Here is a 22,663-nt window from a genome sequence, read left to right on the forward strand (position 1 = left end):
GGTCAGCCCATGGTCCACTGCTGGGCCGGCCGTTCGTCGCAGGGCTGCTGCCGGATGTCGTCGCCGGCCTCGACGCCGTCGTTGTCGGCCTGGGCGCACTTGCCGCTGTGCACCGCGACCAGCAGCACCGGGCCGCCGCCGATGGGGTTCAGCCGCCACTGCTGGTTGGCCCCACCGTGGCAGGGAAACTGCATCAGCGGCGTGCCGTCGTCCTGGGCGCCACCCTCGACGTCGAGACACTGCCCGGTCGCGGCGTTGGCCACCGTCGCCGCCTCCGGACCGACCGGGGTGATCACCCAATCCTGCTCCGGGCCGCCGGTGCAGACCGCCAAGTGCGCCTTCGCCTGCGTGCCGTCGCCGTAGAGCCCCAGGCACAGGCCTGAGTCGGCCTTGAACACCCGGGGCCCGGTCACCGGCTCGGCGGCCGTGCTCGGGCTCGGGCTCGGCTCGGCCGGCGCGCCGGTGGGCTGCGCGCCGGTGGGCTGCGCGTCGGTGGACGACGTGCCAACGCTGGCCGGCACGCTCGGCGCGTCGTCACCGTCGAGCAGCCCGATGGAGAAGACCACCCCGAGGAGTACGCCGACCAGGCCGACAGCCAGCGCCACCCGCAGCAGCGGATCGGCCAGTGGACCGGATCGTGCTGCCCGTCGGCCTCCGCCGTAGACGGTGCCGGTGGGATCGGGGCGTTCCTCGGGCGCGGACATAGGCGCCATCCTCACCCACCGCCGCCGGCGGCGGCCAATCGGTTCCCCGGCCGACGGCCCGGCCCGACGGCGACCGCGCTCAGCGGGTGGGCTGCGGGTCGGTGACGTCGGCCACTGTGGCGTCGAGGGCCGCGATCGCGGCGTCGGCGTCGACCGCGACGGCGAGGCCACGCTCCCCGGCGCCCAACGTGATCTCCCGGCCGCGCAGTCGCTCGTCGGCGATCACCGGCCACGCCGTGCTCGCGCCGAACGGGGTGATGGTGCCGCGCTCGTAGCCGGTCGCGGCCAGGGCGCCGGCGGCGTCCGGCATGGAGAGCCGGTGCACCCCGAGCAGGGCGCGCAGCTTGGGCCAGGAGATGACCCGGTCGCCGGGGGTGAGCACGAAAAGGTGATCGTCAGCACTCCGGCGCACCACGATCGTCTTGACGACGTCGGGGACGGCCACGCCCCGGGCCGCGGCGGCCTCCGCGAGACTGCCGACCGCACCATGGCTGACCAGCCGATACGTCAGTCCGGCGGTGTCCAGGGCGGTGATCGCGGGCGATGGCATGCCCGCCACGGTAACCGTCTGGCCTGCCGCCGGACGGGAAACTGCCACGGCCCACATCCCACGGTTTTCCAGGTACGAGCGTAAGGTGATCACATGCGCGCTGAGCGTGTGGATCACCCCATTGACCATGATCAAGCGGTGGACACGCTGCGACGGTCGTACGCCGCGGTGCCCACGGGCGAGCCTGTCCGGCTGGCCAAACGCACGTCCAACCTGTTCCGCCCCCGGTCCGCACCTCGGACTCCGGGCCTCGACGTGAGCGGCCTGAACGGCGTGTTGTCGGTCGACCCGACCGGGCGCACCGCCGACGTGCAGGGCATGTGCACCTACGAGGACCTGGTCGACGCGACGCTGCCGCACGGGCTGATGCCGCTTGTGGTGCCGCAGTTGCGCACCATCACGTTGGGTGGCGCGGTGACCGGCCTCGGGATCGAGTCCACCTCGTTCCGCAACGGCCTGCCGCACGAGTCGGTGCGGGAGATGGACGTGCTCACCGGCTCCGGCGAGATCGTCACCGCCCGTCCCGACGGGGAGCACGCCGACCTGTTCGCCGCGTTCCCCAACTCGCTGGGCAGCCTCGGGTACGCGACCCGGCTGCGCATCGAGCTGCAACCGGTCGGCCGGTACGTGGCGTTGCGCAACGTCCGGTTCACCCAGCTGGAGGCGCTCACCGACGCGATCGCGGAGGTGACCGCGACCCGGTCGTGGGCCGGGCAGCCGGTCGACGCGATGGACGGGGTGATGTTCAGCCCCGGCGAGGCGTACCTGGTGTTCGCCACGTTCACCGACGCCGCCGACCCGCCCAGCGACTACACCGGTCAGGCGATCTACTACCGGTCGCTGCGCCAGCGCACCCGGGACGTGCTCACCGCGCACGACTATCTCTGGCGCTGGGACACCGACTGGTTCTGGTGCTCTTCGGCGTTCGGCGCCCAGCACCCGGTCGTGCGGCGGCTCTGGCCGGCGCGCTACCGGCGCAGCGACTTCTACCACCGGCTGGTCCGTCTCGAACACCGACACCAGGTGGCGGCCCGGATCGACCGGCTGCGCGGCCAGCCGGCCCGGGAGCGGGTCGTGCAGGACGTGGAGATCCCGCTGGACCGTACCGCCGACTTCCTGCGCTGGTTCGCCGGCGCGGTGGGGATGAACCCGGTGTGGCTGTGTCCGTTGCGGTTGCGCGAGCCGGCGGGCGCCGGTTCGGCGCGGTCGTGGCCGCTGTATCCACTCCGGCCAGGGCAGGACTACGTCAACATTGGGTTCTGGGGGAGCGTGCCGATCGCGCCGGGCGCCGCCGACGGCGACGTCAACCGCACGATCGAACGCAGGGTGTCGGAGTCGGGCGGGCACAAGTCGCTCTACTCCGACGCGTACTACGACCGGGACGCCTTCGATCGCCTGTACGGCGGCGACACGTGGCGGGCGGTGAAAGACCGCTACGACCCGGACCACCGGCTGACGGGACTGTACGAAAAGGCGGTAGCACGAGCATGAGCCTGACCGACAGAGATCAGGGGGCGGCGAGCGTCCCCGCCACCCCGCCGGCGGGGGGCCGGCACACGGGTCCGACCGTGGCGGATGTCATCCGCGCGGTCACCACGGGCCCGCTTCCGGTGCGGATCACCGGGTACGACGGCAGTGCCGTCGGCCCGTCCGATGCCGGTATCACCCTGGCGATCCGTTCCGAGCGGGGTTTGTCGTACCTGCTCACCGCTCCCGGCGACCTGGGCATGGCGCGGGCCTACGTCAGTGGGGACCTGGCGTTGCAGGGGGTGCACCCGGGCGACCCGTACGAGGCGTTGCGGGTGCTCAAGGACGAGTTGCGGCTGCGCCCACCGTCGCTGGCCGAGGGGCTGGCGCTGGTCCGGGGGCTGGGCTGGGAGCGGCTGATGCCGCCGCCGGCTCCGCCGCAGGAGGCGCAGCCGCGGTGGAAGCGGGTGGTGAACGGGCTGCGGCACTCGCGGGTGCGCGACAGCACGGCGATCTCGCACCACTACGACGTCTCCAACGCCTTCTACGAGAAGGTGCTCGGCCCGTCGATGACGTACACCTGTGCGGTCTTCCGGTCTCCGGACGACACGCTGGAGCAGGCCCAGGCGGCGAAGTACGACCTGGTCGCCGGCAAGTTGGCGCTCAAGAAGGGCATGCGGCTGCTGGATGTGGGCTGCGGCTGGGGTGGCATGGTCCGGCACGCGGCCCGCGAGTACGGCGTGAAGGCGCTCGGGGTGACCCTGTCGAAGGCGCAGGCGCAGTGGGCGCAGGCGGCGATCGAGCGGGAGGGGCTGACCGGGCTGGCCGAGGTGCGGCACCTGGACTACCGGGACGCCCCGGCGGAGCAGTTCGACGCCATCTCGTCGATCGGGTTGACCGAGCACATCGGGGTGCGCAACTACCCGACCTATTTCGGGGCGTTGCGGTCCCGGCTGCGGGCGGGGGGTCGGCTCCTCAACCACACCATCACGCGCGCGGACAATCGGGCGCCGCACCGCTCCGGCGCGTTCATCGACAGGTACGTCTTCCCGGACGGCGAGTTGGCCGGCCCGGGTCGGCTGATCAGCGAGGTGCACGACGCCGGGTTGGAGGTGCACCACGAGGAGAATCTGCGCCAGCACTACGCGCTGACGCTGGCCGCCTGGTGCCGCAACCTGGTGGAGCACTGGGACTTCTGCGTCTCGGAGGTGGGTGCGGGCACCGCCCGGGTGTGGGGGCTGTACATGGCCGGGTCGCGGATGGCGTTCGAGCGCAACGGCATCCAGCTGCACCAGGTGCTTGCCACGCACAACGGCCCGGACGGGGTGAACGGCTACCCGCTGCGACCGGACTGGTTGCCCTGATCACCTGCTGAGCGCTGCCTGAAGCCGCGTCGAGAAAGTCGGCGCGGCTTCTCGCGAACCGATTGACAAACAAGTTTTGTACGTACAAACTGATTTTGCCATGAGAGATGTCCTGTACCTGGAGCAGATCGAGCAGGCCGAAGTCCTGCTCAAGCCGCAGCGCGTCGAGGTGCTGCGGCAACTCGCCGAACCGCGTACCTGCACCGAGGTCGCGGCTCGACTCGACCAGACGCCACAGCGCGTCTACTACCACGTCAAGCAGCTCGTCGCCGCCGGCCTCGTCGAGCTGGTCAAGGAACGCAAGGTTCGTGGGATCACCGAGGGGATCTACCAGGCCGCCGCCCGGTCGTACTGGCTGTCCCCCCGGCTCGTCGGCCGGATCGGTCTGCGCCGGGCCCGCGACGAGCTGAGCCTGGGCTACCTGCTCGACCTGATGGAGGAGGTCCAGGCCGACATCGCCGGTCTGGACCGGGCAGCGCCCGAGCTGCCCTCGATCGGGGTCTCCGGCGAGATCCGGGTGCCGGCCGAGCAGCGCCAGCAGTTCCTGCACGACCTGCAGACCGCACTTCAGGACCTGTTCACCCGCTACGGCGGCAGCGAAGGCGATGCCTTCAAGCTGGCCGTCGCCTGCTATCCGAAAGGGAACGACAATGAGTGAACCGATGAAGGTGCAGGCCCGTCTCTCCGCGCCCGTCGGGCGCGTCCGCCAGGCCCTGACCGACCCGGCCGAGCTGCGTCTCTGGCTGGCCGAGCACGTCGAGGTCGAGCTGCCCCAGCGGTACGAGTTCTGGGGTCGCTACACGCCCGAGGGCGACGCCCCGCACCAGCGGCTGCTGCACGCCGACGACGACACGCTGCGCTTCAGCTGGCTGCTCGACGGGGTGGAGACCACCACCGAGTTCCAGCTCACCGCCGAGGGCCCGGACAGCACAGTGCTCACGCTGATCCAGAGCCACTTCGACTTCGCCGAGGCGATGAGCGGCTCCAGCATCCGGGGCGTGCTCCAGACGTACTGGGCGCTGTCCATCGCCAACCTGGCCGCCCACCTGGAGGGCAAGCCACTGCTGCCCCGCACCGACTTCACCTCCGCCGACCTGCGGGGTGAGCTGGTCATCGCCGCCCCCGCCGACAAGGTGTGGGAGTCGCTGACCGACTCCGAGCAGGCCAGCGCCTGGTTCGGCTACCCGATCGGCATCGAGCCCTGGGTCGGCGGCCGGTACGCCATGGGCGGCTTCGAGAACGGCTACGCGGCCAAGATCGTCGACCTGGAGCCCGGCCGGCGGATGTCCGTCGACTGGGGACCGACCGGCGTGACGAACTGGGAGCTGGCCGAGTCCAACGGCCGAACCACGCTCACCTTCGTGCAGAGCGGCTTCGACGAGGCCAACCCGCCGTACGGGGCCTGGAGCGGATCGGTTGCCGGGCTGTTCGAGCTGCGCCGCTTCCACGAGGTGCCGGACTGGCAGCCGATCTGGCTCCCCGCCGAGATCCCCGGCCTGGACCCCCAGCCCGCCAACTGAGTCACTGACACCCCGCCGCGAGCGCCGACCCAGCAGAGGCCGGCGCTCGCGGCGCGTTCGTCGGCGCTGCGGGGTGACTTTTCGGGGTTGAGTGGGTACTGGCGGGCGATGTTCTTCATCTTTGGTCTGCGTACCAAGGTCGACCGGTCCGGGGTCGTGCAGCAGGTCTGCCGCCACTGCGGCAACCACGCCGCTCAGGTGATCACCCGCCGGTCGACGAAATTCACCCTCTTCTTCATCCCCCTCATACCGATCCGCACCCGGTACGCGCAGCAGTGCACGTTCTGTGCGGCCCAGTACGAGATTTCCAAGTCCGACGCCGAGCGCCTCCCGGTCGGCTGACCCGGGATGGACCGCCTCCTGTTCTGGTTGATCGGCCGACCGGTGCCCCCGGCCGACGTGGCGGTACACACCGTCGCCCGTCCGCCCTGCACCCCTGGGCGACGCAAACGCCGACGCGCTCGCCGCCCGCTGGCCGGCACCGCACTGCCCCGCTCACCCTGGAACCGCTCCGGCGGTCGCTGTTGATCCGGGTCGAGGTGGCCGTCGTCGGGGTGGTGCCACCACTCTCGGCCCCTGTAGAGCTGCCCCAGGTGTGGGGCACCGGTCTGGCGCCGCGTGGAGGGTCGGCTCGGAAGCGTCCCGGCTCGGGGCCGCGTGCCTGCCTGCCCCACCTGTGGGGCAGGTCTACAGGGGGGCATATGAGGGAGGCCCGGGCCGCAGCCCCAGCCCAGGCCCGGGGTTTGCCGGGCCCGGCGTGGCTCGACCAGCGCGGGCGTTCGGCTCTGGCGGCGTACTTGGGCGCTGGTTAGGCTTTCGGGGTTTGCCGTGGACCGGTCCTCCCGAGGGTGCACGCACGACGAAGCCGGAGCGACCGTGTCCCGTCAGGACGTGAAGCAGGCTGTGGGGAAGCTCAACCCCACCGGTGCGATCCTCGCGGCCGGGGTCATCCTCGTGGAGGCGTGCTGGCTCGTCGCCGCCCTGCCCGGCGCCGCGCTGGTCAGTGACGTCGGCGCGCTGCTGGTGGCCGGTTGGGCGACCGGCGCGTGTGCGGGCGTGGCCCGTCGACATCCGGCCCCGCTGCGCAGGTTCTGGGTGCTGCTCGCCGTCACCATGGCGCTCGCCGCGCTGGGCCGGGTCATCTGGACGGTGCAGCGTCTCGTCGGCGGCGACCTGCCGCACACGCCGGCGGTCGGGGTGGTCTTCACCGCCGGCATCCTCACCGGCACGGCCGCGCTGCTCAGTTCGCCGTCCGCGCCACGGACCGCGGTGGGGCGGGCCCGCACGTTGCTGGACGGCGTGATCGTCGCCCTGGCCCTGGTGCCGATCGCCTGGGTGCTGGTGTTTCGCGGGGTGGCCGCCGCCGAGTTGGCCGATCCGGCACGCACGCTGGGGCTGCTCTACCCGATGTTCGACCTGATGCAGCTCACCATCCTGGTCGCGGTGGCCGGGCCGGCCCGGCCGATGTGGCGGCCGATGAGCCTGCTCGCGGCGAGCCTCACCCTGCGCGTCGCCGCCGACGTCGTCTACGTCTCGCTTGTCGCGCGGGCCGACTACGCCGCCGGTCACCCGATCGACCTGTGCTGGCCGGTGAGTTACCTGCTGATCGGCCTGGCCACCCGCAAGCCGCCGCCGCCGGACTGCGACGGCACCGACGACACCGCCGAGTCGTCGCCGCCGCCCTGGTGGCGGGTGGCGTTGCCGTACCTGCCGGTGGGCGGAGCGATCGTCGCGGTGGTGCTGGCCCGCCAACCCACCGGGCAGACCCCGCACCTGATCTTCGTGACCATGATGGCCCTGCTCGGGGCTCTCGCCGTGCGGCAGGGGTTGGCCGCCAACGAGAACCTGCGGCTGGTGGTCCGGTTGCGCCGGCTCGCGTACGGAGACCAGCTCACCGGGCTGCCCAACCGGCTGTCGTTCAACCGGCGGCTGCGGCTGGCCCTGCGCGACGGCCGACCGGCGGCCGTGCTGCTGCTCGACCTGGACGGGTTCAAGCAGGTGAACGACCGTTTCGGGCATGCCACCGGCGACACCCTGCTGACCGGACTGGCGGCCCGGATGCGGGCTGTCGTCGCCGACGACGGCATCATCGCCCGGCTCGGCGGGGACGAGTTCGCGGTGCTTGTCGACGGCGACCGACAGGTCTCACCCGAGCGGATCGCCGAGCGACTGCTGGACGCGCTGCGGCCCTCCGACGGTGATGATGACGTCGGGGTGCACCCGTCGGCGAGCATCGGCATCGCCGAGCTCGGCCCGCAGCACGCCTCGCACACCGATCTGCTGCGCGACGCCGACATCGCCATGTACGCGGCCAAGGCGGCGGGGAAGTCCGCGTACCGGACGTGCACCCCGGCGCTGCGCGAGTCGGCCGTCTCGCGTGCCGAGCTGATCGCCGACCTGCGCCGCGCGGTCGACGAGGGTCAACTGCGGCTGCAGTTCCAGCCGATCGTCGACCTGGCCAGCGGCGCGGTGCGCAGCGCCGAGGCGTTGGTGCGGTGGCGGCACCCCCGGCTCGGGTTGCTGCCGCCGGCGAGGTTCCTGCCGCTGGCCGAGGAGACCGGGTTGATCCTGCCGATCGACCGGTGGGTGATCCACGAGGCGTGCCGGGCGGCGGCGACCTGGCGGGACCGGGCGCCGGACGCGACAGTGGCGGTGAACATCGCCGCGGCGCACCTGCGCCGTCCCGACCTGATCGCCACTGTCACCGCTGCCACCAGCGCCGCCGGGCTGGCGCCGCGGGCGTTGACCCTGGAGTTGACCGAGTCGGCGCTGATCGAGGGCACCGAAGCGGTGCTGGAACGGCTGCACCAGCTGCGCGAGTTGGGCATCAAGATCGCCATCGACGACTTCGGTACGGGGTACTCGTCGTTGAGCTACCTGCACCGCATCCCGGCGACCGAGCTGAAGATCGACAGGTCGTTCGTGACCCGGCTGGGGTCGGACGACCGCGCGTACGCCACGGTGGAGATGGTTACCCGACTGGCCGGCGCGTTCGACCTGACTGTCGTCGCGGAGGGGGTGGAGACCGAGTGTCAGCACGAGGCGGTCGCCGCGATCGGTTGCCCGCGCGGTCAGGGCTATCTGTACGGGCGGCCGGACGCCCCCGCAATGGTGGGCCAGAATCGGGCTTGACCCTCACGTAGCGGCAGGCGGGAGCCTGGTTCCCGGAAGGGAGGGGAACCATGGCGTACACGGTGGGTCAGGTGGCGAGGGTCGCCGGCGTGACGGTGCGGACGTTGCACCACTACGACGAGATCGGGTTGCTCTCGCCCAGCGGGCGAACCCCGGCGGGTTACCGCCGCTACGACGACGCGGACCTGCAACGGCTGCAACTCGTCCTGTACTACCGGGAGCTGGGTTTCCCGCTTGAGGAGATCACCGCGATCATCGACGACCCGGCGGCCGATCCGGCCGCACACCTGCGCCGCCAGCACGAGTTGCTGACGGGACGGGTGCGGCGGTTGCAGGAGATGGTCGCGGCGATCGAGTTCGCGATGGAGGCGAGCAAGATGAACATCCAACTCACCCCGGAGGAGCGGTTCGAGGTCTTCGGCGACTTCAACCCCGAGGATCACGAGGCCGAGGCGGAGCAGCGGTGGGGTGACACCGTCGCGTACCGGGAGTCGAACCGGCGGGTCGCCCGGTACACCAAGGACGACTGGCTCCGGAACAAGGCGGAGAACGAGGACTGGGGTCGGCGGATCGTCGCGGTGCTGGCCTCGGGCGCGCCGGCGGACAGCCCGGAGGCGATGGAGTTGGCCGAGGAGCACCGGCAGCTCATCAGCCGCTGGTTCTACGAGTGCTCGTACGAGATGCAGACCGGGTTGGCCGACATGTACCTGGCCGACGAGCGGTTCACCGCGTACTACGAGAACATCGCCCCGGGGCTGGCCGCGTACCTGCACGAGGCGATCCACGCCAACGCGATCAGCCGCGCCTGATCGGGAGGCCGACCCGGAACAGCGGCGCGGGCGGTCCGGCTAGTCTGGCCGGACCGCACCGCCCCGGGGAGATGACAGTGCAGAAGCCGAAACTGATCGTCGCCGGCGCCATCCTCGCGGTGGCGGTCGCCGCCGGGGCGTGGGCACTGGTGGCCACCGGCGACGAACCCGACGCGGGTCGCCCGGCGGCGTCGGCCGGCCCGACCGATCCGGCCGGTGTGCTGACGGCCGCCGCCGCGAGGGTCGACACGCAGACCTACAAGCTGACGGTGAGCAGCGGCGGGACGGCGGGCGGGGACGGCACGGTGGTGCTCTGGGACCCGACGGCGAAGCGTGGCCTGGAGACCACCTCGCTCAAGGTGCCCACCGGCGAGGTGAAGATCGAACGGCTCACCACCGGGCCGGACGTCTACGTGCGGATCAGCGCCCCGGACCGCCGTGTTCCGGTCTGGGACGGCAAGACCTGGTGGCATGTCGGCGCGCCGGGTTCGCCGCCCGCCCAACAGGGCCTGGACAACACCAAGCTGGCCGGCACGCTCGGCGCGGCGACGGCCGTCCGGCAGACCGGGGCACTGGCGTACGCCGGCACGCTGGACCTGCGCGAGAGCGGCGCGGTGCTGGGCGACGGGGTCGGCGGTGTGCTCGGTGAGCGGGCCGGGGCGGTGCCGTTCACCGCGGCGGTCGACGAGCAGGGCCGGCTGGTCCACTACCGCATCGAGTTGGCAAGCGAGCAGTCGGAGACCGCCCAGCTCGACCTGACGTACTCGGACTTCGGGTTGTCGGTGTCGGCCGAGCCGCCGGCGGCCGACCTGGTCCGCGAGGACCCTCCGGCGAACATCCCCGGGGCCTGACCGCCGGCTCACTCCTCGACCGCGCCGGCGACCGGGGCGACAAGGAAGTCGTAGACGGTCCGGGCCATCCGGCGGACCGTCTCGTCGCCGCTGGCCATCGGCCCGGCGGTGAGGAACGCGACGGCGGTCTCGGTGCCGGGGATCAGGTAGTAGCCGACGTCGTGGGAGGCGTCCGGCAGGTCGCCGGTCTTGTGGGCCACCGGCACCCCGGGTGGCAGCGCCGCCGGGATCTTGGTGTTGAGGGTCTGCTCCCGCATGAAGCCGATCATCAGGTCGCGTGATGCGGGGGTGAGGATCTCGCCGTCCCAGACCGCGCCGAGTAGGGACACCACGTCGTCCGGGCTTGTGTAGTTCTCCTCACCGCGTTGCGCCGCCGCGCTGTCGAGCATCCGGCGGGCCAGGATGGTGGATCGCTGGTTCATCGAGTCGATCAGCGCGTTGACCGGGGCGAACCCGCCGAGGTAGGTGATCAGCACGTTCGCGGCGACATTGTCGCTGTATTTGATCAGGTACTGGGCGAGCCGATGCAGTGTGACCACCTGCGGGAACGTCTCGAACTGGAGTTGACCGGTGCCGCCGACCACGTCCTCCGGGGTGACCAGCACGCCGTCGTCGAGCGACACCTGTCCACAGTCGACCCAGCGGAGCAGCTCGACGAGGATCCACAGTTTGATCACGCTGGCGGCCTTGGGGCGCAGCGCGCCGTTGACGGCGATCTGCTGGTCGCCGTACCGGCCGGACAGATCGCGGACGGTGACTCCGGCCGGGTTGAGGCTCGCGTCGGCGACCACCCGGGCGAGCTGCCCGCTGAGCGGGAACAGCCGGGCTCCCGCGACCGGGTCGGTGGGCGGCTGCGGGCTGGTGACCACCACTCCGGTCAGCTCGACCGGCGGACGGTGCCGTTGGATCACCTCCAGCGTCCCCTCGCTGCGGCCGGTCAACGGCACCCGGTAGCGGTAGGCCGTGCCCCCGACGACGACCGCGCCGCTGGCCACCCCGGCGGCGACCAGCATGCCCGGGTCGGCGACCCGACCGGTGTCACCGTCGCAGGCCCGGTAGCGCACCGTGTGCCCGAGCGAGTCGACCGCGAAGACCCCGCCGGGAAACGACAACCAGGACACCTCGCTGGTCGGCGCCCGCTCCGGCGTCGGCTCGACACCGGGCTCATGGCCCTGCCCGCCGCCCGGTTCGACCCCGTGCGTCGGCTCGGCCCGCCGCGCCGGGTCCGCGCCGGGCCCGGGGCCGTCGGCGGTGGCCGGCCCGCTGGTGGCCAGCACGGCGAGCGCGACCGCCGCCGCCAGCACTTTCCGAGGTACGCGGACAGACATCGCCAGTGGGGAAGATGAGGGCTTCTTGTCGCTTTTTCTCACGTTTGCACGATATGAAGCGCCGGGGGCCGGTGAGACAAGCGGGACCGGCGTCACCCGTCCGGGCGGGGATGTCCCCGCGAGCACGCCGACTCACAGGTATCAAAATGAATCACCGGCATCAGGCTCATCAAACACACCGACCCCGGAGGCCCCATGTTGATCATCGCAGGCAGTTTGCAGGTGGAACCGGCCGACCGCGAGGCGTACCTGTCCGGCTGCGAGGAGGTCATCACGCAGGCCCGCGCCGCCGCCGGCTGCCTCGACTTCCTCCTCGCGGCCGACCCGCTGGAGCCCGGCCGGATCCACGTCTACGAACGCTGGGAGTCGGCGGAGCAACTGGCGGCGTTCCGGGGCGCCGGGCCGAGTGACGGGCAGGAGGCGGCCATCCTCGACGCCGACGTGCGGCGCTACCTGATCTCCGGCGTCGAGGCGCCCTGACCCGGTCGCTACAGCAGCAGGTCGAGCAGGAGCACGCCGAGGAAGCCGACCACGGAGATGATCGTCTCCATCAACGACCAGCTCTTGAGGGTCTGCCCGACGGTCAGTCCGAAGTACTCCTTCACGAGCCAGAACCCGGCGTCGTTGACGTGCGACAGGAACAGCGACCCGCAGCCGATCGCCAGCGCCAGCAGGGCCACCTCCGGCTTGTCCAGGCTCGCCGCGAGGGGTGCCACGATGCCCGCCGCCGTGATGGTCGCGACTGTCGCCGAGCCGGTCGCGACGCGGATGCCGACCGCGACGAGCCAGCCCAGCAACAGCGGCGAGAGGTTCGCGTCCTTGGCCGCGTCGGCGACCAGGTTGCCCACCCCGGCGTCCACAAGCACCTGCTTGAACCCGCCGCCGGCCGCCACGATCAGCAGGATGCCGGCGATCGGCGGCAGCGAACCGCCGATCACCGAGGAGACCTGGGATCGGCTGAACCCGGCCTGGTAGCCCAGCGTGAACATCGCCAGGATCACCCCGGCGAGCAGCGCCACGATCGGCGTGCCGACGATGTCGAGCGTCTTGCGGCCGGCGGTGCCCTCGTCCAGGGTCAGCTCGCCGATCGCGCGCAGCAGCATCAGCACCACAGGCAGCAGCACGGTGATCACCGCCGGCCAGAACGCCGGGGTCCGTCGGGAGGTCTCCGTGCCGCTGTCGTCCACCGGCTCACCCGGTCGTCCGCCGCCCGGGTTGACCAGGTCGTCGTCGGTGAGGAGATCACCGTCCACGTCGCGCTCTGCCGCCGCCTCGGTGGTCCGGCCCGGTTCCCGGCGGGTCGGCAGCAGCGCGGCGGGCGCCGTCGCCGGCACGTACCGGGCGATGAAGGTGCCGAACACCGGCCCGGAGATGATCACCGTGGGGATCGCCACCAACAGGCCCAGCCCGAGCGTCAATCCCAGATCGGCGTTGAGCGAGGAGATCGCCACCAGCGGCCCGGGATGCGGCGGGACGAGGCCGTGCAGCACCGACAGGCCGGCCAGCGCCGGAATGCCGATCTTCATCAGCGGCACGTCGGTCCGCATCGAGACGAGCAGCACGATCGGCACCAGCAGCACCACGCCGACCTCGAAGAAGAGCGGCAACCCGATAAGCGCCGCCACCGCGGCCATCGCCCACGGCAACGTGCGGCCGGAGACCCGGCCGACGGTCCGGTTGACGATGCCGTCGGCGCCGCCGGACTCGGCGAGCAGACCGCCGATCATCGCGCCGAGGGCGATCAACAGCCCGACACCGCCGGCGGTGGAGCCCACCCCGGCGGTGAACGAGGTGATCATCTTGTCGGGCGCGACGCTGGCGGTCACGCCGAGCACCGCCGCGCCGAGGATCAGCGACAGGAACGGGTGCACCTTCGCCCAGGCGATAAGCAGCACCACGGCGGCGATGCCGAGCAGGGCGGCGATGACGAGCTGGGTGTCACCGGCGGTGGTCACCGGTTCGGCCGGTGCGGCGAGGACGGTCAGTGGGTCGGCCAGGGCGGGGGGTGGTGGCACGGGAATCACGACCTTCGGAGAGGGGTCGACCCGAGGTGGGCCGGCCGAAGGGTCACATCGGGGGTCCTGTTGCGGGCTCGATTTCCGCGGGCAGGCCGGGCGCCAGCCGACGGATCGAGGAGAAGGTGGGCGTCAGCGCGTCGTACAGCTCGGCGAAGAGCGGCAGCAGCGCCGCGTACGTGGCGGCAGCGGCCGGGTCGGGGCGGATCGTCTCCTCGATCTGAACGAGGTCGGCGGCGACGTCGATGCTGGGGATCAGCCCGAGCGCCTGCATGCCGAGCAGCGCCGCGCCGAAGCTGGAGCCCTCGTGCGCGGCCGGGAAACTCACCGGCAGGCCGAGCACGTCGGCGAGCATCTGCCGCCACAGGCCGCTGCGGGCGAAGCCGCCACCGGCACGGATCTCGCGGACCTCGTTGCCGGCCGCCCGTACCGAGCTGAGCACCAGCGCGAGCTGCTGGCAGACCCCCTCCAGCGCGGCACGGATCAGGTGCTCGCGGCGGTGGCTGTGGGTCAACCCCACGTACGCGCCGCGCGGCAGCGCGCTCCAGTGTGGTGCCCGCTCGCTGTGCAGGTACGGCAGCATGATGAGCCCGCCCGAGCCGGCCGGCGCGCGGGCCGCCAGAGCGACCAGGTCCTCCTCGGAGTGCTCGCCCAGATCCGGGGCGAGGGCCTCGCCGGCCCACTTGAGGACGATGCCACCGTTGTTTATCGCACCGCCGACCACCCAGCGGTATTCGGTGAGCGCGTAGCAGAACACGCCGCCGAGCGGGTCCACGCCGGGCCGCTCCACCATCACGCGCATCGCGCCGCTGGTGCCGATCGAGCAGGCCACCATGCCGGGGTGCACCGCCCCGAGACCCAGGTTGGCGAGGGGCCCGTCGCCGGCGCCGACCACCACCGGGGTGCGCTCCGGCAGGCCGGTGGTGGCCGCGGCCGCTGGGGTGAGGCCGGGCAGCACGGCGGTGGTGGCGACCAGTTGGGGCAGTTGCTCCTCGGTGATGCCGGCGATGCCCAGCGCCTCGCCGTCCCACTCCAGGCGGTGGATGTCCAGCAGGCCGGTGGCCGAGGCGATCGAGTGGTCGGTGACCAGGGCGTCGCAGAGTCGCAGCAGCACCCAGTCCTTGATGCCCACCCAGTGCGCGACGCGCTCGAAGAGCTTCGGCTCCTGTTCGGCGAACCAGAGCAGCTTGGGCAGCGGCGACATCGGATGCATCGGCGTGCCGGTGCGCCGGTGCAGGGCCAGCCCGGACGGGACCGCCCGTAACCGTTCGGCCTGCTGGGTGGCGCGCGAGTCGGCCCAGGTCACCGACGGGGTGAGCGGGTTGCCGTCCGGGTCGAGGCCGATCAGGCTGTGCATGGCGGAGCTGAACGACAGGCCGTCCACCGGCTGGACCAGCTCGGCAACGACCACGCTCACCGACTTGAGCACCGCGTCGAGGATGAGCTGCGGGTCCTGCTCGGCGTACCCGGGTTGCGGGTCGTTCAGGGGGTAGCCGACCGAGTGGCTGCCGAGCTGCCGCCCGTCGGTGTCGTACGCGACGGCCTTGGTGCTTGTGGTGCCGATGTCGACGCCGATGACCACGCCGTGCCGGGTGTCCTGCGGCATGACGCTCACCCCCTTCGGACGGCGGTGCGGCGGCAATGCCACCCGGCTGCGGCTGACGTTACCGAGACAGCGACCGCCCCGCACGACACGCGCACAGGAGAACCGTCGACGCGGCAGTATCGGCCAATCGTGCGGATTCACCCACCGATCGGGCATTTTGCCCGTTCCGGCGTGTCCGGGTGCCACGCCGCGCCTGTTGAACGAGGAGACACCCAGATTGGTGGCCTACGCGGCGAAGGAGTCGGCGTGGCAAAGACTGATTCAACGGGTTCCACATGGCGCTACCGGTGGGCGCACCGGCAGAACGTGCGGCGGGTCAGCACGTACCGGGGCGCCGAGACGGCCTGGCGGCGACGCGACGACGAGTTGCGGCGGCTGCGCGCTCTCGCCGCCGACTTCCAGGGCTCCGCCGCCGCCGGCGACGGCCTGCCCCTGGAGTTGGCCGCCGACGAGGTGGTGCTCTGGGTGCTGCCCGCCGCGCAACTGGTCGAGGTGCGGCACACCCCGGTGCTGCCCGCCCCGGATCTCACTGTCGCCCCGTCGACCGGACCGCTGCGCCCGCGCCGCCCGGACGGGGTACGCGTCACCGACGCCGGCATGGCCGTCATCACCAGCCGACGCCTGGTGCTGCTCGGCGGACGCGGCCGGCGCGACTGGGCGTACGGCCGGATGACCGGTCTGGCCCACGACCCCGCGTCGCCGGTCACGCTGATCCAGGTGCTCGACCGGCGGCCGACCGCCGGGTTGCTGCTGCCCACCGACGCGGCGCCGGACTTCCGGTTCAAGCTGACCCTGGCCTTCGCCGACGCGATCGAACAGCGCGCCGCGGTGCTCGCCCAGCTCGACGAGCTGATCGCCGAGCACGCCCAGCTCAAGCCGTTCCGGCCGGCCGTGGCCACCCCGGGGCAGGCCCGGCTGACGTCGTTCGTGCCCGGTGGTCGCCGGAGCATCGCGGTGGCCGCCGCCCTGGCGCTGCTGGTGCCGGCGGCGCTCATCGAGTCGGATCCGTCCGACCCGACCGGCGGCCCGGAGGTCGCCGCCGCCGCCACCCCCAGCGGCGAGCCCGTCCTGGTCCGCCCGGTGGCCCCGGCGCTCACCCGCGCCACCCCACCGGCGAAGCCGACGACGTCACCACGCCCGGCGCCCGGCAGGACCGGCGACCCCCGCTGCGGGGCGCCGGACAACCCGCTGGGGTACGGCTTCTGCGGCGGCACCCGGATCCGTCGGCCCGCCGCCGAGGTGTGCGACTGGTTCGACTGCGTGCCGCAGTTCTGGGCCGGACGGGGTTACCTCGTGCAGTGCCGCGACGGTTCGGTAAGCCTCGCCGGCGGCAGCGCCAAGGCCTGCGCCGCGCACCGCGGCGTGCGGCGAACAATCACAAAGTGACCGATTTGGTGATTAAGGTCCGCTTCGGTCGACCACAATGGGCCGGGTGGAGATCCGGTCTGACGATGGCGCGCGGGTGCGGATACGCCCCGTCGGCTACCAGCCTGGCATCGACCCGCCCGACGACCCCGACCGGGCCGCACCCGGCTGGCACGACTGGCTGCTCATCGAGGTGGACGCCCGCACCGCCGACGGTCAGACCTGGTCGCACCACTACCCGAGCCTGATGGTCGAGGAGGCCCGAGCGCTCGGCGGTTGGCTGCACGGGCAGGCCACCTCGGCGCTCGAACCGAACGCGCAACCGGCCATGGTCAGCTTCACCGAACCCAACCTGGCCCTACGCTCCCGGGTGCTCCGCCGCCGCCGGCTGGAGCTGATCGTGGAGTTCTCCGCCGAGTCGCTGCCGCCGTGGATGCGCCGCCCGTCCGGCGCGATCTACCCGTTGATCCTCACCGTCTCGGCGGACGCCCTCGCCGCCGCCGCCGAGCAGTGGGCCGAGCACTGTGCGGCGTACCCGCCGCGTACCCGGTCGAGGTTCCCCGCCGAGGAGCCCCGGTCGGTGCACCACCCGCGCCGCGCCGGCTGAACGGTCCAGCGCGCACGGTCCTTGTGGAGCGCGTGTCGCCCTGCTCTGATGTGCGGTCATGGGGGTCGAGCAGGTCCACCGCACTGTCGAGGCGGTGTGGCGCATCGAGTCCGGGCGGGTCGTCGCCGCCCTGGCCGGGCTGGTACGCGACGTCGGCTGGGCTGAGGAGTTGGCCCAGGATGCCCTGGTCGCCGCGCTGGAGCAGTGGCCGCGAGACGGTGTACCGGCCAACCCGGGCGCGTGGCTGACCACCGTCGGCAAACGGCGGGCGATCGACGCGCTGCGCCGGCGGAGCCTGCTGGAACGCCGGGTGGCCGACCTCGGGCGCGACCTCGACGACGAGCAGTTCACCCCCGACTTCGATGCCGTGTTCGAGCAACCTATCGAGGACGACCTGCTGCGGCTGGTGTTCACCGCCTGTCATCCGCTGCTCTCACCGCAGTCGCGGGCGGCACTGACCCTGCGGGTGCTGGACGGGCTGAGGACCGAGGAGATCGCTCGGGCGTTCCTGGTGTCGGAGACCACCGTCGCGCAGCGCATCACCCGGGCCAAGAAGACGCTCGCCGAGGCGAAGGTGCCGTTCGAAGTGCCCGGCGTGGCCGAGCGCGGCGAACGGCTCGCCTCCGTGCTGGAGGTCATCTACCTGATCTTCAACGAGGGTTACTCCGCGACGGCCGGCGACGACTGGATGCGCCCGGCGCTCTGCGCGGACGCGCTGCGACTGGCCCGCCTCGTGCAGGAGTTGATGCCCGAGGAGCCGGAGGTGCACGGGCTGGCCGCGTTGCTGGAGATCCAGGCGTCGCGTACCGCCGCCCGGGTCGACGCCGACGGTGAGCCGATTCTGCTGCTCGAACAGGACCGGGGGCGCTGGGACCGGCTGCTGATCCGCCGCGGCCTCACCGCGCTGGATCGGGCGAGAGCGGCGGACGGCCCGCCCGGCCCGTACACCCTCCAGGCGGAGATCGCGGCCTGCCATGCGCGGGCGCTCACCTCCCAGCAGACCGACTGGGCGCGCATCGCCGCCGGCTACGCGGAGCTGGCCCGGGTCGTACCGTCGCCGGTCGTGGAGCTGAACCGGGCCGTCGCGGTCTCCTTCGCGCACGGCCCGGCCGCCGGTCTGGAACTGGCGCGGGCGCTCGCCGACGAGCCGGCGCTGGCCGGCTACCACCTGCTGCCGAGCGTGCTCGGTGACCTGCTGGCCAAACTGGGCCGCCACGACGAGGCGCGCGCCGAGTTCGAACGGGCCGCCGAACTGACCGGCAACGAACGCGAACGCGCGCTGCTGCGCGCCCGTGCGGCCGACTGCGCCCGTGGGATCACGCCAACCCGCTGAAAAATTCTTGGACTGTCATGTCGTATCCCGACCCGGCCGCTCGACGCGTCAGCGAAGGCCGGCTCGCACCGGCACGCGGGACCGGCGACCGGCCGGCAGAGACAAGGAGAGCGGCATGACGACGACGGCGAACGTGACGAGCGCGGGGTCCGCGGTGGCGGGCGTCGACTCCCGGCGTACGACGACCAGGGCGCTGTTGGCCGGCGGAGCCGCCGCCGGCCCGCTGTTCCTGGTGGTGGCCGCCGCCCAGGTGCTCACCCGCGACGGGTTCGACCTGAGCCGGCAGCCCCTCAGCCTGCTGGCCCTGGGCGACCTGGGGTGGATCCAGATCGCCAACTTCGTGCTGACCGGGCTGCTGGCCCTGGCCGGCGCGGTCGGGCTGCGCCGGACGCTGCGGGGTGAGCCGGGTGGAACGTGGGGGCCGACGCTGATCGCTGTGCACGGCCTCGGTCTGGTCATCGGCGGGGTGCTGGTCTCCGACCCCAGCATGGGCTGGCCGGCCGGTGCGCCGCAGGGCGCGCCCGACACGCTGAGCTGGCACGCCGTCGGTCACGGTGTCGGCGCGGGACTGGCCTTCGGCTCGCTGCCCATCGCCTGCCTGGTCTTCGCCCGCACGTGGTGGCGGGCCGGGCAGCGTGGTTGGGCCGTCTTCTCGCTGGGCAGTGCCGTGGCCGTCGTCGTGATCCTGGCCTGGCCCGACCAGGGCAGTCTGAGCGTCCGGATGGCGCTGGCCTGTGTCGTCACCTTCGGCTGGCTCACCGCGCTCTGCACGCGACGGTTCATCCGCTGACCCGTACTCAACGATCACGAGAGGACTGCACCGATGCGCTACATGATGATGCACAAGCTCGACGAGAACCTGCCGGGAGTGTTCAACCCGAGCCCGGAGTTCGTGGCCCGGATGGAAGGTTTCATGAAGGAGGTCGCGCAGGCCGGGATCCTGGTCGCCGCCGAGGGGCTCTGCCCGACCGTCACGGACGCCACCCGGATCACCGTGAGCGGCGGCACGACCACCGTCACCGACGGGCCGTTCACCGAGACCAAGGAACTGATCGCCGGGTTCGCGCTTGTGGACGTGCGCTCCCACGAGGAGGCCGTGGAGTGGGGGCGGCGGTTCGTCGACGTCTTCACCGAGACGTTCGGTGACGTGGAGGTGGACATCCGCCGGGTCTACGAGGCTCCCGAGGCGGGCCAGCCGGGCTGACCCTCGTCGCGCCGCCGCCCGGGTCACCCCGGGCGGCGGCGCGATCCCGGGTCTGCGGTCCGGACGCTCACGCCCGCCCCCGGGAGGGTAGAGTGATCTTCGTCAGCCATGAGAGGAGGTGAGCCCGGTGACCACCCGTCGTCATTCCTGGGCGCTCTTCTCGGCCGTCCCCCTCAGCTGACCTGTCGCGTCGGGGAGCGCCCTCCTGTTTCGGAGGACCAATGTCCAACTCCCCGTTCCGCATCGACGTGTCCGATGCGGTCCTCGACGACCTGCGGGCCCGCCTGGCCCGTACCCGCTTCACCGACCGCAGTGGCCACCAGCCGTGGCAGGGCGGCGTCGACCCCGACTATCTGCGGGACCTGGTGTCCTACTGGCGGGACGGCTTCGACTGGCGTGCGCGCGAAGCCGAGCTGAACGCGTACCCCCAGCACCTGGCCCTCGTCGGCGGCCGGAAGCTGCACTTCCTGCACGTCCGGGCCGCACGTCCGGCCGGTACGCCCACGCCGTTGCCGTTGCTGCTGAGCCACGGCTGGCCCAGCAGCTTCGTCGAGATGCTGCCGCTTGTCGACCGCCTGACCGATCCGGATCGACCCGGCGGCGCGTTCGACGTGGTGGTGCCCTCGCTGCCGGGCTTCGGCTTCTCGGAGGTCCCGGACGAGCCGGTGACCCGGGCTCTGCTGGCTCGGACACTGCACGAACTGATGACCGACGTGCTCGGCTACGAGCGTTACGGCGCCTTCGGCGGTGACGTCGGAGGTGTGGTCACCGGCTGGCTCGGTGCCCTCTACCCGGAGCAGGTGGCGGGCATCCACATGATCCATCCACCATTTCCGGCGAACTTCGACGCCCGTCCACTGTCGGCGGCCGAGCAGGCGTACCTGGACGCCGAGGCCGCGTACGACGAGACCGACGGCGGCTACAGCGCCATCATGGGCACCCGCCCGGACACCCTCGCGGCGGCGCTCGCCGACTCGCCCGCCGGGTTGGCCGCCTGGCTTGTCGACAAGTACCGCGACTGGAGTGACAACCACGGTGACCTGGCGAACAGCATCGATCGGGACACCCTGCTCACCATCATCACGCTCTATTGGGTGACCGACTCGATCGGCTCGTCGTTCCGGCAGTACGCCGACTTCGACCACAACACCACACGACCGATGATCACCGTGCCCGCCGCGTTCACGGTGAGCACCGAACCCTCGCAGACCAACTTCCCCCGCTCGATCGCCGAGCGGGCCTGCACCGACATCCGGCACTGGAGTGAACCCGGCCGGGGCGGGCACTTCATGCCGCTGGAGGAGCCGGACCTGTTGGCCGCCGAGATGAGGCAGTTCTTCACCTCGCTGCGCCAGTAGTCGCTGTGCTAAACGGCGGCTGTTCCGGTGTCCTCGCCGGGGCAGCCGCCGCGCGGCCTGTCAATTCTCTCCTTTCGGGTGCAAAGGGATGCATCGATCCCGCGAGCGTTGCCTGTCACGTACGTGAGCGGTTGTACCGCGTGTGACCGTGACCTATGTGGCCTGCGCCCCCTGGCGGATCGCCTGGGCCGAGCGCGAGAACGAGCGCCGGCAGCGTGCCTACCGCGACGCCTTCGACGCCTGGCGGCACCGCGACGACCACCTGGTCCGGCTCCGCATCGAAGCGGCGAGCTTCCTCGGGTGTACGCAGCCCCGCACCGGCCTGCCTGTCGACCTCCACGACGACGAACTCGTCTTCCGCGTCCTCCCCGTCGCCACGCTCGTCGAGGCCGAGGCGCGGCACGTTCCCGGCCTGCCCACCCCGGGTCCGTGCGACTTCGCCGACACTGTCGACGAGGCGCTGCCGGCGGGCCTGCGGGCCGTCGGCACCGGGATGGCCGTCGTGACCAGCCACCGCGTGGCCTTCGCCGGCGGTGGGCGCCGACGCGAGTGGCGGTACGCGGACCTGCTCGGCGTCGCCCACCACCCCGACGTGCCGGTCACCCTGCTGCACGACACCTGTCGACTCGCGGGGCTGCTGGTGCCGGCCGGTGCCGCCGTGAACTTCCGGTTCTACCTCACCCTGGCCGCCACCGGGGATCGCGCCGCCGTCACCGGGCAGGTCGACGCCCTGCTGGCCGCGCACCGGGCCACCCCGCCGGCGCCGCTGCCGACGGCCGTGCCGGCCGACGCGCCGCTGTCGGCCGTACGCCCCGACCGCCGGGCCCTCGCCGTCGCCGCCGTCGCGACAGTGGTGTTCGCGACGCTGGGCCCCGGCGCGGTGGGACCCCAGCAGGCCGGTCCGATGCGACGGGCGGAGGCGGCGACCATCGCGACGGTCGAGCCGACCGTCCGGCACACCGCTGCGATCGCCTCGCTGCGGGCGCCCTCCGCCCTGGTGGCACCGCCGAACCCGAGCACGCCCACCCGTCCGACCGCGCCGGCACGGCCTCCGGCGGCCGGTCCGCTGTTGCCCGCCGCACCTGACGCGTCCACCGCTGTGGCGACTGCCGCGGGCCCCGCCACCGTTCCGGTGCCAACCACCGCTCCGGTGCCGTTCACCGAGCCGGTGCCCTCCGATGCTCCCGCCCCGTCGGCAAGCGCGACGCCGGCGCCCACTCCGACGCCGACCGACCCGCCCACGGCGGCCCGGCAGGGCTTGCCGTCACCCTCGCCGACCGCGACCACGACGTCCGACCCCGCGCTGGTGACGGTGTGCCTGGACCTCCTGCTGCCGCTTGTGGACCGGCTGCTCTGCCCGCCGACCGGGCCGTGATCCCGGGCCGTTGCCGTCTCGTGTCCGCGGCTCGGCCTTCGTCGTCTCCGCTGCTGCTGCGGTTGGCTCGGTCTG

General features: G+C 72.2%; 21 protein-coding genes. 16 read left to right on the top strand and 5 right to left on the bottom strand.

Features of this window, described 5'->3' with window-relative positions:
• Window positions 1-2 precede the first annotated feature (2 nt).
• Entirely contained in the window at window positions 3-704 is a 702-nt protein-coding gene (locus tag ACQPWW_RS05750) for an RICIN domain-containing protein (protein ID WP_433129838.1), read from the bottom strand.
• A 79-nt stretch (window positions 705-783) separates the two neighbouring features.
• Window positions 784-1,254: an aminoacyl-tRNA deacylase gene (locus ACQPWW_RS05755; protein ID WP_433129840.1), complete on the bottom strand. Its 471-nt coding sequence runs from the start codon at window positions 1,252-1,254 to the stop codon at window positions 784-786.
• Between the two features lie 93 nt (window positions 1,255-1,347).
• Here ACQPWW_RS05755 and ACQPWW_RS05760 point away from each other — a divergent pair, with 93 nt between their 5' ends.
• The 8 genes from ACQPWW_RS05760 (at window position 1,348) to ACQPWW_RS05795 (ending at window position 10,397) form a co-directional block, all read left to right on the top strand.
• A complete protein-coding gene (locus tag ACQPWW_RS05760; RefSeq protein WP_433129842.1) occupies window positions 1,348-2,745 on the top strand; it encodes an FAD-binding oxidoreductase in 1,398 nt (465 codons plus the stop codon).
• The gene (locus ACQPWW_RS05765; RefSeq protein ID WP_433129844.1) at window positions 2,742-4,085 is read left to right on the top strand and encodes a class I SAM-dependent methyltransferase; all 1,344 of its coding nucleotides are present in this window, start codon (window positions 2,742-2,744) and stop codon (window positions 4,083-4,085) included. Before ACQPWW_RS05760 ends, ACQPWW_RS05765 begins: the two co-directional genes overlap by 4 nt.
• 100 nt (window positions 4,086-4,185) lie before the next feature.
• Window positions 4,186-4,743 carry an ArsR/SmtB family transcription factor gene (locus tag ACQPWW_RS05770; protein WP_433129846.1) on the top strand — a complete coding sequence of 186 codons (558 nt, stop codon included), beginning with the start codon at window positions 4,186-4,188 and terminating at the stop codon, window positions 4,741-4,743.
• Window positions 4,736-5,605, top strand: coding sequence for an SRPBCC family protein (locus ACQPWW_RS05775; RefSeq protein WP_433129848.1), 870 nt, complete (start codon window positions 4,736-4,738; stop codon window positions 5,603-5,605). Before ACQPWW_RS05770 ends, ACQPWW_RS05775 begins: the two co-directional genes overlap by 8 nt.
• A 108-nt stretch (window positions 5,606-5,713) precedes the next feature.
• Window positions 5,714-5,947 carry a zinc-ribbon domain-containing protein gene (locus ACQPWW_RS05780; protein ID WP_357557744.1) on the top strand — a complete coding sequence of 78 codons (234 nt, stop codon included), beginning with the start codon at window positions 5,714-5,716 and terminating at the stop codon, window positions 5,945-5,947.
• 549 nt (window positions 5,948-6,496) lie between these two features.
• On the top strand, window positions 6,497-8,737 hold the full coding sequence (locus ACQPWW_RS05785) for a putative bifunctional diguanylate cyclase/phosphodiesterase (protein WP_433129850.1): 2,241 nt from the start codon (window positions 6,497-6,499) through the stop codon (window positions 8,735-8,737).
• Between the two features lie 50 nt (window positions 8,738-8,787).
• Window positions 8,788-9,546, top strand: coding sequence for a MerR family transcriptional regulator (locus ACQPWW_RS05790; RefSeq protein ID WP_433129852.1), 759 nt, complete (start codon window positions 8,788-8,790; stop codon window positions 9,544-9,546).
• Between the two features lie 77 nt (window positions 9,547-9,623).
• Window positions 9,624-10,397, top strand: coding sequence for a hypothetical protein (locus ACQPWW_RS05795; protein ID WP_433129854.1), 774 nt, complete (start codon window positions 9,624-9,626; stop codon window positions 10,395-10,397).
• A gap of 8 nt (window positions 10,398-10,405) precedes the next feature.
• Here the strand turns inward: ACQPWW_RS05795 and ACQPWW_RS05800 are convergent, their stop codons facing one another.
• Window positions 10,406-11,767, bottom strand: a complete 1,362-nt coding sequence (locus ACQPWW_RS05800) for a serine hydrolase (RefSeq protein ID WP_433129856.1) — start codon at window positions 11,765-11,767, stop codon at window positions 10,406-10,408.
• A 153-nt stretch (window positions 11,768-11,920) separates the two neighbouring features.
• Here ACQPWW_RS05800 and ACQPWW_RS05805 point away from each other — a divergent pair, with 153 nt between their 5' ends.
• Window positions 11,921-12,205 (top strand): putative quinol monooxygenase, encoded by a 285-nt coding sequence (locus tag ACQPWW_RS05805; protein ID WP_433129858.1) that lies wholly within the window; start codon window positions 11,921-11,923, stop codon window positions 12,203-12,205.
• 8 nt (window positions 12,206-12,213) lie between these two features.
• Here the strand turns inward: ACQPWW_RS05805 and ACQPWW_RS05810 are convergent, their stop codons facing one another.
• Both ACQPWW_RS05810 and ACQPWW_RS05815 read right to left on the bottom strand, forming a co-directional pair.
• Window positions 12,214-13,740 carry an SLC13 family permease gene (locus ACQPWW_RS05810; RefSeq protein WP_433129861.1) on the bottom strand — a complete coding sequence of 509 codons (1,527 nt, stop codon included), beginning with the start codon at window positions 13,738-13,740 and terminating at the stop codon, window positions 12,214-12,216.
• A gap of 52 nt (window positions 13,741-13,792) precedes the next feature.
• Window positions 13,793-15,346, bottom strand: a complete 1,554-nt coding sequence (locus ACQPWW_RS05815) for a gluconokinase (protein WP_433129863.1) — start codon at window positions 15,344-15,346, stop codon at window positions 13,793-13,795.
• A gap of 246 nt (window positions 15,347-15,592) precedes the next feature.
• On the opposite strand from ACQPWW_RS05815, the gene ACQPWW_RS05820 reads away from it, so the two are divergent.
• The 7 genes from ACQPWW_RS05820 to ACQPWW_RS05850 all read left to right on the top strand — a co-directional run bounded on the left by ACQPWW_RS05820 (window position 15,593) and on the right by ACQPWW_RS05850 (window position 22,588).
• Window positions 15,593-16,732, top strand: coding sequence for a hypothetical protein (locus ACQPWW_RS05820; RefSeq protein WP_433129865.1), 1,140 nt, complete (start codon window positions 15,593-15,595; stop codon window positions 16,730-16,732).
• Window positions 16,733-16,778: 46 nt separating this feature from the next.
• Window positions 16,779-17,318 carry a WapI family immunity protein gene (locus ACQPWW_RS05825; RefSeq protein ID WP_433129867.1) on the top strand — a complete coding sequence of 180 codons (540 nt, stop codon included), beginning with the start codon at window positions 16,779-16,781 and terminating at the stop codon, window positions 17,316-17,318.
• A 58-nt stretch (window positions 17,319-17,376) separates the two neighbouring features.
• Entirely contained in the window at window positions 17,377-18,651 is a 1,275-nt protein-coding gene (locus ACQPWW_RS05830) for an RNA polymerase sigma factor (protein ID WP_433129869.1), read from the top strand.
• A gap of 115 nt (window positions 18,652-18,766) precedes the next feature.
• Entirely contained in the window at window positions 18,767-19,441 is a 675-nt protein-coding gene (locus ACQPWW_RS05835) for a DUF998 domain-containing protein (RefSeq protein ID WP_433129871.1), read from the top strand.
• Window positions 19,442-19,474: 33 nt separating this feature from the next.
• Window positions 19,475-19,855 carry a YciI family protein gene (locus ACQPWW_RS05840; protein ID WP_357420149.1) on the top strand — a complete coding sequence of 127 codons (381 nt, stop codon included), beginning with the start codon at window positions 19,475-19,477 and terminating at the stop codon, window positions 19,853-19,855.
• Window positions 19,856-20,076: 221 nt separating this feature from the next.
• Window positions 20,077-21,213 (top strand): epoxide hydrolase family protein, encoded by a 1,137-nt coding sequence (locus ACQPWW_RS05845; RefSeq protein WP_433129874.1) that lies wholly within the window; start codon window positions 20,077-20,079, stop codon window positions 21,211-21,213.
• A 142-nt stretch (window positions 21,214-21,355) separates the two neighbouring features.
• A complete protein-coding gene (locus ACQPWW_RS05850) occupies window positions 21,356-22,588 on the top strand; it encodes a hypothetical protein (RefSeq protein ID WP_433129876.1) in 1,233 nt (410 codons plus the stop codon).
• The last annotated feature ends 75 nt before the right edge of the window (window positions 22,589-22,663 follow it).

This window comes from Micromonospora sp. CA-240977 (genome assembly GCF_050942285.1).
Taxonomy (GTDB): domain Bacteria; phylum Actinomycetota; class Actinomycetes; order Mycobacteriales; family Micromonosporaceae; genus Micromonospora.